The organism is Rhabdaerophilum sp. SD176 (genome assembly GCF_030143245.1).
Lineage (GTDB): Bacteria > Pseudomonadota > Alphaproteobacteria > Rhizobiales > Beijerinckiaceae > Rhabdaerophilum.
Window position 1 is genome coordinate 63,606 of sequence record NZ_JARJNS010000004.1, and the last position, 15,605, is coordinate 79,210.

Here is a 15,605-nt window from a genome sequence, read left to right on the forward strand (position 1 = left end):
CAATATTCGAATGTTCCCATAACACAGCGTCGCAAGCGCGTCCAAAACGAGGCGCACCCTTGACGGCCCCGGCCCGGCTTGCACACAAGAACGAATGACCGAGCCGCCGCCTTTCTGGAAATCCAAGACGCTCGCCGAGATGGATGCGGCCGAGTGGGAAAGCCTGTGCGACGGCTGTGGCCGCTGCTGCCTCATCAAGATGGAGGATGAGGATACCGGCCGGTATTATTTCACCGACGTGGCCTGCCGCCTCTTCGACGAGGCCAGCTGCCGCTGCCGGGATTACGCCAACCGTGACCGCGAGGTGCCCGATTGCGTGCGCCTGACGCCGGACAATGCCGGCAGCTTCGGATGGATGCCGCCGAGCTGCGCCTATCGCCTTCTGGCGGAAGGGAAATCCCTGCCGGACTGGCACCCGCTGGTCAGCGGCCGTGCCGAGAGCGCGCGGGAGGCTGGCGCCAGCGTGGCCGGCAGGGTCCATGCGCGCGAGGATGAACTCTCGCTGCCCGAACTGGTCGAGCGAATCCGGGCCTGGCCCGGCCGTTGGCCGCGCCGGCGGCCGAATAGGCAGAAGTCTTAATCCGAGAGACGCAAGGGGCGCCCGCCGGCCAGGTTGCGGCCGCCCCAGCCGCGCACCACCTGGTTGATCCAGGCGCGCTGCGGCGCGATCCGCACGGCCTGCGCCGTCGTGCCGCAGCTCTGGGCGTTGCCGAATTTCTCGCGGCCATAGACGACGCCGACCACGGTGCTGCCATTGAGCACCGGCCCGCCGGAATCGCCCGTGCAGACGGCGAAATCCCCGAGATCGGCATCGAGGCTGTACCCGAGCCGCAGGAAACGCGGATAGAGCCGCGGCAGCACCGTCACCGTGGCGCTGCGCAAAACCCCGGCGCTGGCCTCATCCCGGTCGGCGGCCAGGCCGAACCCGGCAATCGTGCGGCGCACACCGACCTGATGCCCTGAATCATCCGATTCGAGCACCATCGGCCGGAACCGCGCGGGCAGGGGGCTGTCCAGCCGGATCAGCGCGAGGTCGATCGAGACCCGTGCCTTCGGCGAGAAGCCGGGATTGATCGCCCGGGCCATCACCCGCTGCAGCACATGCGAACCGTCTTCCTTGTAGGCCACGGCAACCTGCCGGTTGCCGGCCACGCAATGCGCGGCGGTCAGGATGATGTCGGGTGTGAGGATCGTGCCCGTGCAGGCGCCGTGCTTGTTGCCTTGCTTCGAAAGAACCATGACGAGATGCGTCGTCAGCCCGCCATCCGGGCTGGCGGCCTGACCGCCCAATGCCAGGGCAGCGCCCGGCACAAAGCAGGCCAATCCCGGAACAAGGGCAGCGCAGAAGGCGACAGAAGCGCGCGGGGAGGAGCGGAACGGCTTTTTCACGCCGCGGACCATTGCATCGCCCGCGCCCTCGCGCAAGCGCGAAGGATCGCGGCCCTCCCGGGGCCGGGCCGTGCCGTGGCGGGGCTCGGCTTCGTCGCCTCGACCCTGTTCCGGCTCATCGCAACGCGGCGGTTGATGCCCTGATCTCGGCCCTGTCGCAATTCTGTCGACCTGATATATGACAAGCACGATCCGCGTCGGCCCCGGGGCCGACGCTTTGCTGCCCGGAGTGCCCCATGCGCTTGCTCGTCGTCGAGGACGATCGCGATCTCAACCGCCAGCTCGCCACGGCGCTGGAAGATGCAGGCTACGCCGTCGACAAGGCTTTCGATGGCGAGGAAGGCCATTTTCTGGGCGATACCGAGCCCTATGACGGCGTGATCCTCGATATGGGCCTGCCGCGCATGGATGGCATCCGGGTGCTGGAGAAATGGCGCCGCGAGGGCCGCACCATGCCGGTGCTGATTCTCACCGCACGGGATCGCTGGAGCGAAAAGGTGCAGGGATTTGATGCCGGCGCTGACGACTACGTCACCAAGCCCTTCCATATGGAGGAGGTGCTGGCCCGGCTCCGCGCCCTGCTGCGCCGCGCGGCCGGCCATGCCACAAGCGAAATCAGCTGCGGGCCGGTCCTGCTGGATACGCGCTCGAGCCGTGTCGTGGTCGATGGCTCGGCCGTCCGGCTGACCTCGCATGAATACCGCCTGCTCGCCTATCTGATGCATCACCAGGGCCGCGTTGTCTCGCGCACCGAGCTGGTCGAGCATCTCTATGACCAGGATTTCGACCGCGATTCCAACACGATCGAAGTGTTCGTCGGCCGCCTGCGCAAGAAGCTCGGCGTCGAGATCATCCAGACCGTGCGCGGCCTCGGCTACATCGCCGCGCCGCCCGAGGCGCCGGCCAAGCGCGGCTGATCGGGCGCGGATGATCTGGCGCCGGCTCTCGTTCAACGCGTTCCAGCCGGCCTCGCTGGCCGGCCGCCTCGTTGCCTCGGCCATCGTGCTCTCCGTGCTCGTTCTCGTGACGGCGGGCGGCATTCTCTCCGCCTTCAACCGGCGCACGGTCGAGGCCGCTTTCGACGAGCGGCTCAAGCTCTATCTCAAGGTGCTGGTTGCCGACGTCGCCTCGCTGACCGATGGTGGCAATGTCGAGCCCGGCAATCTCGGCGAACCGCAATTCCAGATCCCGCTCTCCGGCTGGTACTGGCAGATCGTTCGGGTGGACCGCGAGAGCGGGGCCAGCAACACGCTGCGCAGTTCGCGCTCGCTCTTCTCGAACCGCCTGCCCGCGCTTGTCGAGCCGGGCCTGCCCTCGCCGCGCGGGGATTTCCGCGACGGCTACCGGACCGGGCCGGAGAACCAGCGCCTGCGGCTGGTCGAACAGGAAATCGATCTCGGCGAGCAGAACCGCTTCATCATCTCCGTCGGCGGCAATGCGAAGGAAATCGCCGAGGAGACAAGGCGGTTCGACATTACCCTCGTGGTGGTTCTGGGCATTCTCGCCATCGCACTCGGGGTATCGGCTCTTGTCCAGGTGCATTACGGCCTTGTGCCTCTGCGCCGCCTCTCCGAGGCGCTCGGGCAGGTCCGGGCCGGGGCACGCGACCATGTCGAGGGCACGTTCCCGGTCGAGGTGGCACCGCTTGCGCAGGAACTGAATCAGGTGCTCGACGTCAACCGCGAGATCGTGGCCCGCGCCCGCGGGCAGGTTGGCAACCTCGCCCATGCGCTGAAGACGCCGCTGAGCGTGCTCATCAACGAGGCGGGCAGCGATCCCGGCCCGCTGGCCGGAAAAGTGCGCGAGCAGAGCGCGATCATGCGCGACCAGGTTCAATATTATCTCGACCGTGCCCGCGCGGCTGCCCGCGCCGCCACGATCGGCAACATCACCGAGATCGAGCCGGTCATCGCCTCGTTCATCCGGGCTTTCGAGAAAATCTATTTCGAGCGCAACCTGACCTTCCGCGCCGAGATCTCGACCTCGCTCCGTTTCCGGGGCGAGAAGCAGGATCTCGAGGAGATGATCGGCAACCTCGTCGACAATGCCGGCAAATGGGCGAGCACGCAGGTGCTGATCTCGGTGATCCGCGACGAGCCGGTGGCGGCCATGCCGATGATCAGCATCATCGTCGATGATGATGGCCCCGGCCTGCCGGAAGAGGCCCGCAAGGAAGCCACCAAGCGCGGCCGACGGCTGGACGAGACCAAGCCCGGTTCCGGCCTCGGCCTGTCGATCGTGGTCGATCTCGCCGTGCTCTATGGCGGCGCCTTCCTGCTGGAGGATTCACCGCTCGGCGGCCTGCGCGCCCGTCTGGTCCTGCCGGCCCTCTGACGCGACTGCCGGTCGCGGTCCGCTGCCTTAGTGTCGTCGGGATTCCGTTGGAACGGAAAGATGTTCCTGCTATGCGAGCCCGATGATGTTCTGGCTACCCGTCCTCGTCCTGATCCTTGTCGCGATCCTGCTCGCGCTCTGGCCGCTGCTGCGCGGCCGCGGGCCGGTTGATCCGATGGATCAGGCTGTGGCCTTCTACCAGGCCCGCAAGGTGGAGCTGGAGCGTCAGCATGCTGCCGGCCAGATCGGCGATGCCGATTTCGAAGCGGCGATGGCCGAGCAGGGCCGGCATCTGCTCTCGCTCGGCCGCGGGCGCGGCCAGGTTTCCGGCGATATCGGTGCCCGCCAACGGCGCAAGATCGCGGCGCTGGCCATGCTGGTGCTGGTTCCCGGCATCACGCTGGGCGTCTATCTCCGGATCGGTCAGCCCGGTTTGCCGGACCTGCCGCTCGCCAGCCGCGCCGTTACGCCGCAAAACATGGATGTTGCCTCCGCTTTGCAGCGGATCGAACAGCATCTCGCCCGGAACCCGGATGACGGGCGCGGCTACGAGGTGGTCGCGCCGGTCTATCTCCGCGCCGGCCGTTTCGCGGATGCGGCCTTTGCCTATCGCCGCGTCATCGCCCTGCTCGGGCCCAGCGCAACCCGCCATGCCGATCTCGGCGAGGCTTTGGTGGCGGAGAAGGACGGCATCATTACCGCCGAGGCACGCGACGCTTTCGAAAAGGCCGTGGCGCTTGAGCCCGGTTATGCCAAGGCACGGTTCTATCTGGCGGTTCTCCTCGAGCAGGATGGCAACCGCGCCGGCGCTGTCGAGAAGCTGACGGCGCTCGCCGCCGAGCTCGGCACCGGCCCGGGGCGGATGCGCGTCGAGGCCGAGATCGCCCGCATGCGGACAGAAACCGGCGGGCCTGCAAGCGAGGCCGGCCAGAGCATCGCCGCTTTGCCGGAGGCTGAACGCCAGGCTGCCATCCGCTCGATGGTCGATCAACTGGATACCCGTCTCGCCGGCGGCAGCGGCACACTCGGCGAATGGCAGCGGCTGATCCGCGCCCGCCTCGTGCTGAACGAGCCGGACAAGGCGCGCGAGGCCCTCGGTCGCGCCCGGGCCGCCCTTGCCGGCGAGCCCGATTCGCTCAAGGTTCTGGACGAACTCGCCGGGGAGATTCCCGGCAAGGCGCCGTAAGGGCGGGGCAGGGGCATGACGCGCAAGCAGAAACGGCTGGCCATGATCGGGGCAATCGGCCTCGTCCTCGCAGTCGCCACGGGGTTGATCCTCGTGGCCCTGCAGGACCAGATCATGTTTTTCCGGTCGCCGACCGAAGTGGTGCAGGGCAAGGTCAAGCCGGGCGAGGCCTTCCGCCTCGGTGGGCTGGTCGAGACCGGCAGCCTCGTCAAGGAGCCGAACCAGATTGTCCGCTTCGTGGTGACCGACGGCGCCAATACCGTCCGCGTGACCCATCAGGGCATCCTGCCGGATCTTTTCCGCGAGGGGCAGGGCGTCGTGACCGAGGGCAAGCTTGAACCGGGCGGCGTGTTCAATGCCAGCACCGTGCTCGCCCGCCATGACGAGAACTACATGCCGCGCGAGGTGGCCGACAGCCTGAAGCAGCAGGGCGTCTGGAAAGACGGCAAGGGCGAGAGCAAGGGAGCGAAGCCGTGATTGTCGAACTCGGGCATTTCGCCCTGATCCTCGGTTTCGCCGTGGCCCTGTTCCAGGCGACCGTTCCGCTCTGGGGTGCCATCCGTGGCGATGCTGTTCTCGCCCGGCTCGGGGCGCAGGCCGCGCTCGTCCATTTCGCGCTGCTTGCGCTCGCCTTTGCCGCGCTGACCCATGCCTATCTCGTCTCGGATTTCTCGGTGCTCAACGTCTTCCAGAACTCGCATTCGCTGAAGCCGCTGATCTACAAATGGAGCGGCGTCTGGGGCAACCACGAGGGCTCGATGCTGCTCTGGGTGCTGATCCTCGCCCTGTTCGGCGCGGGCGTGGCCGTGTTTTCGAAGCGCCTGCCCGATGACATGCTCGGCGCGACCCTCGGCGTTCAGGGCCTGATCGCCAGCGCCTTCTGCGCCTTCCTGATCTTCGCCTCGAACCCGTTCCTGCGCATGCCGAACCCACCGATCGAGGGGCGCGACCTCAACCCTGTCCTGCAGGATCCCGGCCTCGCGATCCACCCGCCGCTTCTCTATCTCGGCTATGTCGGCTTCTCGATCGTCTTCTCCTTCGCCGCGGCCGCCCTCGTGCTCGGCCGGGTCGATGCCGCCTTCGCGCGGATGATCCGCCCCTGGACGTTGGCCGCCTGGATCACGCTGACGCTGGGCATCGCGATGGGGTCCTACTGGGCCTATTATGAACTCGGCTGGGGCGGCTACTGGTTCTGGGATCCGGTGGAAAATGCCTCGCTCATGCCCTGGCTGACGGGCACAGCCTTGCTGCATTCCGCCATCGTGCTGGAAAAACGCGAAGCGCTGAAGACGTGGACCATCCTGCTCGCCGTCGTCACCTTCTCGCTCTCGCTGCTCGGCACCTTCCTCGTCCGGTCCGGTGTGCTGACCTCCGTCCATGCCTTTGCGGTCGATCCGGAGCGCGGCCTCTTCATCCTCCTCATCCTGATCGCCTTCATCGGCGGCAGCTTCGCGCTTTTCGCGGCGCGCGCCTCGGCGCTGCAAGGCGGCGGCCTGTTCGCGCCGATCAGCCGCGAGGGGGCGCTGGTCTTCAACAACCTCTTCCTGTCGGTGGCCTCGCTGGCGGTCTTCGTCGGCACGCTGTACCCGCTGCTGCTCGAAGCCCTGACCGGCGCGAAGATCTCCGTCGGCCCACCTTTCTTCAACCTCACCGCCGTCCCGCTGATGGTGCCGCTCTTCCTCGCCATTCCCTTTGGCCAGAAGCTCGCCTGGAAACGCGGCGACCTGCTCGGCGCCAGCCAGCGGCTCTGGATCTGCATGGCTCTGGGTGTTGTCGGCGCGGCGATCTCCGCCTATGCGGCCGGCGGCGGCCCTGTTCTCGCGCTGGCCGGGATCGGGCTTGGCATTTTCCTCGTACTCGGCGCGCTGGATGACCTGCTCGACCGGGGCCTGCGGGGCGGCATCGGCATGATCGGCGCCAGGCTTCGGGCCATCCCGCAATCGATCACCGCCATGGCCCTGGCCCATGCCGGGGCTGGCCTGATGGTGATCGGCATCAGCGCCACCGCCTTCGAGACCGAGAAGATCGCCGCCATGAAGCCGGGCGAAACCCTCGCGCTCGATGGCTACACGCTCCGCCTCGAGGGCATCGGCCCCGTGACCGGCCCGAATTACAACGCCATCGCGGCGGAATTCTCGCTGCGTGATCCCGCCGGCACCGAACTGGCGCGGCTGCGGCCGGCCAAGCGCGTCTATATCGGCCGGCAGATGCCGACTTCCGAGGTCGGCCGCTATCGCCATGGCTTGAGCGAGATCTACCTCGCCATCGGCGAGACCTCGGATGGCCAGCATGTCGACCTGCGCGCCTATCACAAGCCCTTCGTGCTGCTGATCTGGCTGGGGCCGCTTCTGATGTCGATCGGCGGCATCCTCTCGCTGCTCGACCGCCGGCTCAGGATCGGCGTGCCCGCCCGGCGCGCCCGCCTGCGGCCCGAACCGGCGGAGTGAGTCCCATGCGATACCCGCTCGGCCTCCTCCTCGCTGCAGCCCTGTTCGCCACGCCGGCTCTCGCCGTGCGCCCGGGCGAGCAATTGCCCGATGCCGCGCAGGAGAGCCGGGCCCGCAAGCTCTCGGCCGAGTTGCGCTGCCTCGTCTGCCAGAACCAGTCGATCGATGATTCCGATGCCCCGCTGGCGGTCGATCTCCGCCGCATCGTGCGCGAGCGGATCAGCGCTGGCGACAGCGATGCTGCGATCCGCGATTTCCTCGTGGCGCGCTATGGCGCCTTCGTTTTGCTGAGGCCGCCGGTCTCGGCCCAGACAATCCTGCTCTGGAGCCTGCCCGGCCTTGCCCTTGCGCTGGGCGGGCTGGCTGCCTGGCGCCTGTTCCGCCGCCGTCCGGGCGAGGCCGGCGAGGGGCCGGCCGAAATGCTCAGCCCGGAGGAGCAGGCGGAATTGCAGGCCCTGCTGGACAAGCCGGGACGCAGCGGTCCGGCCGCCTGAACATTACCGTCATTTAATGCGCCCGACAGCTTTGGTTAAATCAGCGGGCGCTAAACCATAAGCGTGTCTCGCGGTGCGGTGTTTCGGTCAACCCCCGTCGCCCCCCGCTCCGGAATTCCACCGCGGGACCGCCCCTTCTCCCGGCTTGACGTGGCCGGCCCGAAATGGCGATGTGTACCCCGTCAATGCCGCTTCCGATCGAGTTCTCCCGATGAAAATCCTGGTGGTCGAGGACGATGCTGAAGCCGGCCGCTATCTCACCCGCGCCCTCGGGGAATCCGGCCATGTGGCCGATCTCGCGATGGATGGCGAGGCCGGCCTCGAGATGGCCATGGCTGGCAGCTACGATGTCCTGATCGTCGATCGCATGCTCCCGAAGCGCGACGGGCTCTCGCTCGTTATGGCCCTGCGGGCAGAGAAGCGTACGACGCCCGTTCTCATCCTTTCCGCGCTTGGCCAGGTCGATGACCGCGTGCTTGGCCTCCGGGCTGGCGGTGACGATTATCTGACCAAGCCCTATGCCTTCACCGAATGCCTCGCCCGGGTGGAAGCGCTTGCGCGCCGCCAGAACCCGCAGAGCGCGCAGCTCACCTATCGCGTCGGCGATCTCGAACTCGACCGGCTCGCCCATCGCGTCACCCGCGGCGGCGAGGAAATCCTGCTCCAGCCACGCGAATTCCGCCTGCTCGAATATCTGATGCGCCATGCCGGGCAGGTCGTGACACGGACCATGCTGCTCGAGAATGTCTGGGACTACCATTTCGACCCCCAGACCAACGTGATCGACGTCCATATTTCCCGCCTCCGCGGCAAGATCGATCGCGGGCAGGGCGGCACGCTGCTTCACACGGTCCGGGGCGCGGGCTACATGATCCGCGACAATGCCCGGTAGGTTCGGGGCGTTCCGGCAGGCTTTCGGGCAGGTCATCCGCACCAGCGCGTTCAAGCTGTCCGCAGCGTATCTGCTGATCTTCATCATTTTCGCGGTCTTCGTTCTCGGCTATCTCTCCTGGACCAGCCGGCGGCTGCTGGATGACCAGATCACCGCTACGATCGAGACCGAGATCAACGCGCTGGCCGAGCAATATCGCCAGGGTGGCGAGAGGCGGCTCATCACCGCCATCGAGCGGCGCAGCCGACAGAGCGGCAGCTTCATCTACCTGCTGGTTGACCGGCGGGGCGATTCCGTGACCGGCAATGCCCTGCTGCGCGTGCCCGCCCTCGACCAGAGCCCCGGCTGGATCGAGGTGAATTTCGGCGCGCCGGACGAGCCGGTCGAGGTCAATCGCCTCGCCAAGCTGCGGGTCTTCCTGTTGCCCAGCGGGTTCCGCCTGTTTGTCGGCCGCGATCTTGAGGACCGCGCGCGGTTGCAGGAAGTCATCCGCCGCGCCCGGCGCTGGACTGTCCTGCTGGTCCTGGTTCTGGGCGGTTTCGGCGCCTGGTTCGTGACCCGCCGGGTTCTCGCGCGCGTCGATGCCATCGCCGCTTCCAGCGCCCGCATCATGGATGGCAACCTGTCCGAACGCCTGCCCGTTACGAATGTCGATGACGAATTCGACCGGCTGGCCACGCATCTCAACCAGATGCTCGACCGGATTGGCGAGTTGATGGCCGGTCTGCGCGAGCTTTCGGACAATGTCGCCCATGATCTCCGCACCCCGCTGACGCGGCTGCGGAACGGGGCCGAGGAGGCTTTGCGCAAGGCCGGCACGCTGGAGGAAAGCCGCGAGGGCCTGCTGCGCGCCATCGAGGAATCCGACCATCTCATCCGGATCTTTGATGCCCTGCTGATGATTGCCCGCGCCGAGACCGGCAATCTCGCCACCAGCCTGCAGGATCTCCGGCTGGATGATGCCCTGTCCGGCCTCGCGGAACTCTACGAGCCGTTGGCCGAGGAAGCGGGCCTGCCGCTCCGGGTTTCGATCGAACCGGGGCTGACCCTGCGCGCCAACCGTGAATTGCTCGGGCGGGCCGTGGCCAACCTGCTCGACAATGCGCTGAAATATGGCCAGCCGGTCGAGGCGGGGATAGGCCCGCCGCCGGAGATCCGCCTTGTGGCCCGCCGGGCTGGCGAGGCGATCGAGATTATCGTGGCGGATCGCGGCGCCGGCATTCCCGAGGCCGATCGCGAGCGCGTGACCGAGCGCTTCGTCCGGCTCGATCGCAGCCGCGCCAAGCCGGGCTTCGGCCTCGGCCTGTCGCTGGTCAATGCGATTGCCCGCCTGCATGGCGGTGTCCTGCGGCTGGAAGATAACGCGCCGGGGTTGAAGGCTGTGATCTCGCTGCCGGCCGGGGTTGCACCGGCGGCACCGGATGCCCACAATCCGGCCTGATGAAAAAAGCGGCAACGCCCTCGGCTTCCCTCGCAGAGTCCTTTGTCCAGGTGCCGAAATCCGGCAAGGCCGGCCGACAGAAGCTGGCCGATCTGCTCGCCGAGGAAGACGCTGCCGGCCTTGTGCCTCTGACCCAGGCCCACCCGGTTGCCGCGAGCCTTCTGGCCGGCCTCGCCGAGGGCTCGCCCTATCTCTGGCGGCTGGTGCGGCGCTGGCCGGAATGGGTGCCGCCGCTGCTGGAGAAGTCTTTCGCGGAATCGCTGGCCGCCATTCTCGCCGAAACCCTTGCCGCAGGCGAGGAGGGCGAAGCGTCCGCGTCGATGCGCCGGCTGCGGCAGGCCAAGGCCCGGGCGGCACTGCTGATCGCGATGGCCGATCTCGGCAGTGTGATCGACACGGTGCGCGTAACGGAGGCCCTGTCCGATTTCGCCGATGCCAGCGTGCAGGCGGCCCTGCGCTTCGGCCTGCGCGAGGCGATGGCAATGCGCCGCTTCACGCCGGTGGATCCGGCCGCGCCGGAACGCGGTTTCGGCCTGTTTGTGCTGGCCCTCGGCAAGCATGGTGCGCGGGAGCTGAATTATTCCTCGGATATCGATCTCACGATCTTCTACGAGCCCGAGGCGCCGGGCATTGCCTCCGCTGCCGATCCGCAGGCCTTGGCCATCCAGCTGGTCAAGGGCATCGTCCGGCTGCTCAACGAGCGGACGGCCGATGGCTATGTCCAGCGCGTCGATCTCCGGCTCCGGCCCGATCCCGGCCTGACACCCATCGCCATGCCGGTCCATGCCGCGCTCGGCTATTACGAGAGCGTCGGGCAGAACTGGGAGCGCGCGGCCAACATCAAGGCCCGCCCGATTGCCGGCGATATCGAGGCCGGCGGTGCTTTCCTGAAGGAGCTCGAGCCCTTCATCTGGCGGAAATATTTCGACTATGCCGCCATCGCCGATATCCACGCGATGAAGCGGCAGATTTACGCCGTCCGCGGCCATGACCAGATCACCGTGCCGGGCCACGATCTCAAGGTCGGGCGCGGCGGCATCCGCGAGATCGAGTTTTTCGTCCAGACACAGCAGCTCGTCTATGGCGGCCGGCGGCCCTCCCTGCGCGGAGCCCGCACGCTCGACATGCTGGACGAACTGGCCCGCGAGGGCTGGGTCACGCCGGAAGCGGCCAGCGAGCTGGCTACCGCCTATCGCTTCCTGCGCGATCTCGAGCATCGGGTGCAGATGGTCAATGACGAGCAGACGCAGAAACTGCCGCGCGGCGATGAGGAACTCGCCAGCCTTGCGCGCCTCGCCGGGTTCACGCGCGGCGAGCTCGACAAGGCGCTGATCCGCCAGATGCGCATCGTCGAACGCCATTACGCCCGCCTTTTCGAGGCGGTGCCGGGCCTCGCCTCCGAGGCGGGCAGTCTCGTCTTTACCGGGGTCGAGGATGACCCGGAAACGCTGAACACCCTGCGCCGCCTCGGCTTCCAGCGGCCGGATATGGTGGCCGAGACCGTTCGCGGCTGGCATTTCGGCCGTCGCCCGGCCATCACCACGCCAAGGGCCCGCGAAATCGTGACGGAACTGGTGCCCGGCCTGCTCGAGGCTTTCGGCAAGTCCTCGGACCCGGATGGCGCGCTGCTCGCCTTCGACAACGCACTCCAGCGCATGCCGGCGGTGGTGGAACTGTTCTCGATCCTCAAGAACAACGCCGATCTGCGCCGGCTCTTCGCCGAGATCCTCGGCTCGGCGCCGCGCCTGTCGGAGATCGTCGCGCAATCACCGCATGTGCTCGACGTGCTGGTTGATCCGGAATTCCTGCACGGTCTGACCATCGAGGCAACCCGGGCCCGCATCGCGCCGCGGCTCGACCGCGAGACCGACATGGAGCTTTTCCTCGAGCGGGCGCGCGAACTGGCCCGCGCCGAGCGTTTCCTGCTGGGCACGCGGGTCTTTTCGCGCGTGCTGCCGCTGGCCGAGGCCGGCCTGGCCCATACGGCGATCGCCGAGATCTTCGTGGATGTCGTGCTGAAGCGCGTCCGGTCGGAATTCGCGAAGACGCATGGCGTGATTCCCGGCGCCGAGATGATCCTCGTCGCCTATGGCAAGGCCGGCTCGCGCGAGATGACCGCCAATTCCGATCTCGACCTCGTGGTCATCTACGAGGCACCCCCGGATGCTGTATCGGACGGGGCCCGCTCGCTGATGCCGTCGGAATACTTCGCCCGGCTGACGCAAAGGCTCGTCTCGGCGCTGTCGGCCCAGATGCGGACGGGCACTCTGTACGAGATCGATCTCCGCCTCCGCCCCTCCGGCCGCAAGGGCACGGTTGCAACCTCGCTCAACGGCTTCCGTGAATACCAGGTGAGCGAAGCCGAGACCTGGGAGCGCATGGCGCTCTCCCGCGCCCGGCCGATGGCCGGGGATTCCGCCCTGGGCCGGCGCTGGCGCGAGGAGGCGCAGGCCATCCTTGCCACTCCGCGGGAGGCAAAATCAGTGCTGGCCGAGGTTGCCGCGATGCGTGGGCTGATGGCGCAGGAAAAGCCGGGGCGCAACCGGTTCGACGTGAAGGATTGGCCGGGCGGGCTGGTCGATTGCGAATTCATCGCCCAGGCGATGGTTCTGGTCCATGCCGCGCGGCATCCCGCGCTGCTGGAAGGGGGCACGCTCGGCGCGCTTCAGTCGGCGGCCGAGGCGGGCCTGCTCGCGGCTGCCGATGCCGAGGCGCTGGTTGCGTCCTGGCGGCTGCAATCGGCCGTCACCCAGGCGACCCGGCTCTGCATTTCCGGCCCATTCGACGAGGCCGAGGCCAGCCCGGTCTTCAAGCGGCGGCTTGCCGCGTTGCTGGACAAGCCGGATTTCGCCTATCTCGTGGCGGAACTGGTCGATCTCCAGAAGCAGACCCGTCAGATCTTCGAGCGCCTCATCGGCAAGGTGAAGCCGGGCGGTTGAAAGGCTCAGGCGCCGGCGGCACTCATCGGCAGCGAGAGCTGCACCGGTTCGAGCGAGACCGGCAGGTGGATCAGCACCAGCGAGCCGATCTGCGGCGCCGAGCGCAGGCGCATCGTCCCGCCATGCAGTTCCACCAGCGAGCGGGCAATCGCCACGCCGAGGCCGGAACCCTTGCAGCCATCATGGAGCATGCCGTCGATATGGCCGAACGGGTCGCCCATCGTCCCGAGATCGCCGGCAGAGAGCCCGCCGCCCGAATCGGCGACGAACAGGTTGATATGGTCGCCCGCCATGCGCGCCCGGACGGATACGCGGCCGCCGATCGGCGACAGCCGGATGCCGTTCCGCAGCAGATGGGCAAGGGCCTGCGAGATGGCGGTCGCATCGACATGGATCAGCCGCTGGCCGGCCTTGTCCTCGAGTTCCGGTTCGATCTCGATCGTGATGTTCTTGGCCTCGGCCGCATCGCGGACATCATCCGCCGCCCGGGCCAGCAGGGCGCCCAGCGGCGTGGCAGACCGGTCCAGCGCCACGCGTCCGGCCTCGATCCGGGCCATGTCGAGAATATCGGAGATCAGCGAGAGCAGGGTGATGCCGCTCAGCCGGATGTCGCGGGCATATTCGAGATAGCGGTCGGAGCCGCAGGGGCCGAACACCTCGCCCTCGATCATCTCGGCAAAGCCGATAATGTGGTTCAGCGGGGTGCGGATCTCGTGGTTCATGTTGGCCAGGAACTCGGCCTTGATCCGGTTGGCGCTGATCGCCTCGGCCTTCTGCTCGAGATAGCGGTCGGCCAGTTCCGCCAGCTGCGCCGCCTGTTTGCGGAACGCCTCGCGGGAATTGCCAAGATCGGTCACGGTGATGCGGAGCTGGCGCTCGTTTTCCATCAGCCGTTCCTCCTGGAGCTTGCGCGCGGTGATGTCGGTCCCGACGGAAACATAGCCGCCATCCCGTGTGTGCCGTTCACTGATCAGCAGCCAGCGGCCATCCTGGAACTGGGCCTCGTAGGCGCGGGTGCCAGTTTCCGGCTCGGTGCCGCGATCGATCTCGATCAGGACCCTCGGCTCGGATGCGGCGGCCATCAGCGTCTTGTACCCGGCACCGCGCTGGACCAGTTCCGGCGCGAGGCCATGGAAGGACTGGTATTTCGAGTTGCACATGACGAGACGGTTGTTCTCGTCCCAGAGCACGAAGGCCTCGGAGATGGATTCGATCGCATCGCGCAGCCGGGCATCGGCCCGATGGCTCTCCTCCTCGGCGACGCGCTCCTGCGTGACATCCATGACGATGCCGAGCAGCCGGGCGCTCTGGCCTGCCGGAGCAGGGTCGATCACCGCCCGCATCCGCAGGGCCACCCAGCCCTGGCTCTCGTGGCGCATCCGGAAGAGATAGTCGAACTCGCTGTGGCCGGCCCGCGCGCTGTCCTCGATCCGCTGGAAGAGATCATGGTCCTCCGGATGGAGCCGCGCCTCGATCCCGGCCCGGTCGAGCAGGTCACGGTTCGTCAGGCCCAGCATCCGGTACATCGAATTCGACAGCGTCGGCGTGTCGTCGCCCAGCCGCCAGTCCCAGAGGCCGCAATGGCCATGTTCCAGCGCGTTCTCGAATTGCAGCCGGAGTTGCCGCGCCCGCGCCCGGGCCGTGTCGGTATGCTCGCGCTGGGCGTAGAAGACGAGCGTGAAGGCAATCGTCACCGCGCCGAAGCTGAGCAGGATCCCGCCCAGCACGCCGGCATGGTGGCGCCACGTGCGGAGCTCGTCATCCACCGGCTGCAACGCCAGCACGTAGCCGCCGAACCCTGCCGGCTGGCGCAGGTAGACGCTGGCGAGATCCCCCGTATGCAGCGCCACGCGGAAGGCGCCGCCATGGCGGAGCTGCCCGGCGAACAGGCCGGGCTCGTGGAACAGTGCATCGACCGGAAGGGCGATCTCGCCGGGGGCGGCGTGGCCGCCGCGGATCACGCCGAGCATGTCGAGCAGGACGAAGCGGCGGCCGGGTTCATGGATCTCGGTCGGAAGGACAGGCAGGGAGAAGGTCGTCTCGCCGGTCTCGCGGCTCTGGCGGGACATTTCCGCCGCCAGGAAATGGGCCGCTACCGCCAGCGCATCCTCGCTCGAACGGAGCTGCGCATTCCGGCTGGAAGTGAACTGAAGCGTGATGCTGATTGCGGCAACGGAGAGAAAGATCAGAACCAGGATCGGCACCGCGCGATCGAGCCGGGTTGGCCCCGAAATCGCCGGTGACAGACCGGATTTTCCGGCGACCTGTCCCTGTTTTTCGCGCAAACGAATAGCGCTGGCCGCGAATGATCGCACCATGCTTGCCCCCTCGAAACATCCCCCAGATGAGCCGGGGAATGTGCCGCATCGCCCCGAATCACCCCTAGTAGAATCGCGGAGAATCGCGCTGGCAAGCGCCATTCTAAGAATTTGTTTACCATTTGGGGCTTGCGGGCCCGTGCTGACCGGATCAAAGGCAGCATA

The 15,605-nt window shown here is 67.3% G+C and carries 12 protein-coding genes; 10 read left to right on the forward strand and 2 right to left on the reverse strand.

Going from position 1 to position 15,605, the window contains the following annotated elements; all coding sequences use genetic code 11:
- Positions 1 to 94: 94 nt before the first annotated feature.
- Entirely contained in the window at positions 95 to 580 is a 486-nt protein-coding gene (locus P0652_RS09895) for a YcgN family cysteine cluster protein (RefSeq protein WP_284178653.1), read from the forward strand.
- Here the strand turns inward: P0652_RS09895 and P0652_RS09900 are convergent.
- Positions 577 to 1,425 carry a S1 family peptidase gene (locus P0652_RS09900; protein ID WP_284178654.1) on the reverse strand — a complete coding sequence of 283 codons (849 nt, stop codon included), beginning with the start codon at positions 1,423 to 1,425 and terminating at the stop codon, positions 577 to 579. The two genes, P0652_RS09895 and P0652_RS09900, sit on opposite strands and share 4 nt — an antisense overlap.
- 200 nt (positions 1,426 to 1,625) lie before the next feature.
- Between P0652_RS09900 and P0652_RS09905 the strand changes: the two genes are divergently transcribed.
- The 9 genes from P0652_RS09905 to P0652_RS09945 all read left to right on the forward strand — a co-directional run bounded on the left by P0652_RS09905 (position 1,626) and on the right by P0652_RS09945 (position 13,122).
- Positions 1,626 to 2,306 (forward strand): response regulator transcription factor, encoded by a 681-nt coding sequence (locus tag P0652_RS09905; protein WP_284178655.1) that lies wholly within the window; start codon positions 1,626 to 1,628, stop codon positions 2,304 to 2,306.
- Positions 2,307 to 2,316: 10 nt separating this feature from the next.
- Positions 2,317 to 3,723 (forward strand): sensor histidine kinase, encoded by a 1,407-nt coding sequence (locus P0652_RS09910; protein WP_284178656.1) that lies wholly within the window; start codon positions 2,317 to 2,319, stop codon positions 3,721 to 3,723.
- A gap of 82 nt (positions 3,724 to 3,805) precedes the next feature.
- On the forward strand, positions 3,806 to 4,909 hold the full coding sequence (gene ccmI / locus P0652_RS09915) for a c-type cytochrome biogenesis protein CcmI (RefSeq protein ID WP_284178657.1): 1,104 nt from the start codon (positions 3,806 to 3,808) through the stop codon (positions 4,907 to 4,909).
- Positions 4,910 to 4,924: 15 nt separating this feature from the next.
- On the forward strand, positions 4,925 to 5,386 hold the full coding sequence (ccmE, locus tag P0652_RS09920; protein WP_284178658.1) for a cytochrome c maturation protein CcmE: 462 nt from the start codon (positions 4,925 to 4,927) through the stop codon (positions 5,384 to 5,386).
- Positions 5,383 to 7,356, forward strand: a complete 1,974-nt coding sequence (locus P0652_RS09925; protein ID WP_284178659.1) for a heme lyase CcmF/NrfE family subunit — start codon at positions 5,383 to 5,385, stop codon at positions 7,354 to 7,356. The genes ccmE and P0652_RS09925 overlap by 4 nt, the downstream gene beginning before the upstream one ends.
- A 5-nt stretch (positions 7,357 to 7,361) precedes the next feature.
- A complete protein-coding gene (locus tag P0652_RS09930) occupies positions 7,362 to 7,850 on the forward strand; it encodes a cytochrome c-type biogenesis protein (protein ID WP_284178660.1) in 489 nt (162 codons plus the stop codon).
- Between the two features lie 211 nt (positions 7,851 to 8,061).
- Complete coding sequence (locus tag P0652_RS09935) at positions 8,062 to 8,742, forward strand: response regulator transcription factor (protein WP_284178661.1); 681 nt, start codon at positions 8,062 to 8,064, stop codon at positions 8,740 to 8,742.
- On the forward strand, positions 8,732 to 10,183 hold the full coding sequence (locus P0652_RS09940) for a HAMP domain-containing sensor histidine kinase (RefSeq protein WP_284178662.1): 1,452 nt from the start codon (positions 8,732 to 8,734) through the stop codon (positions 10,181 to 10,183). The genes P0652_RS09935 and P0652_RS09940 overlap by 11 nt, the downstream gene beginning before the upstream one ends.
- Positions 10,183 to 13,122, forward strand: coding sequence for a bifunctional [glutamine synthetase] adenylyltransferase/[glutamine synthetase]-adenylyl-L-tyrosine phosphorylase (locus P0652_RS09945; RefSeq protein ID WP_284178663.1), 2,940 nt, complete (start codon positions 10,183 to 10,185; stop codon positions 13,120 to 13,122). The genes P0652_RS09940 and P0652_RS09945 overlap by 1 nt, the downstream gene beginning before the upstream one ends.
- A gap of 5 nt (positions 13,123 to 13,127) precedes the next feature.
- Here P0652_RS09945 and P0652_RS09950 read toward each other — a convergent pair whose 3' ends face one another.
- A complete protein-coding gene (locus P0652_RS09950; RefSeq protein WP_284178664.1) occupies positions 13,128 to 15,440 on the reverse strand; it encodes a sensor histidine kinase in 2,313 nt (770 codons plus the stop codon).
- Between the last annotated feature and the right edge of the window lie 165 nt (positions 15,441 to 15,605).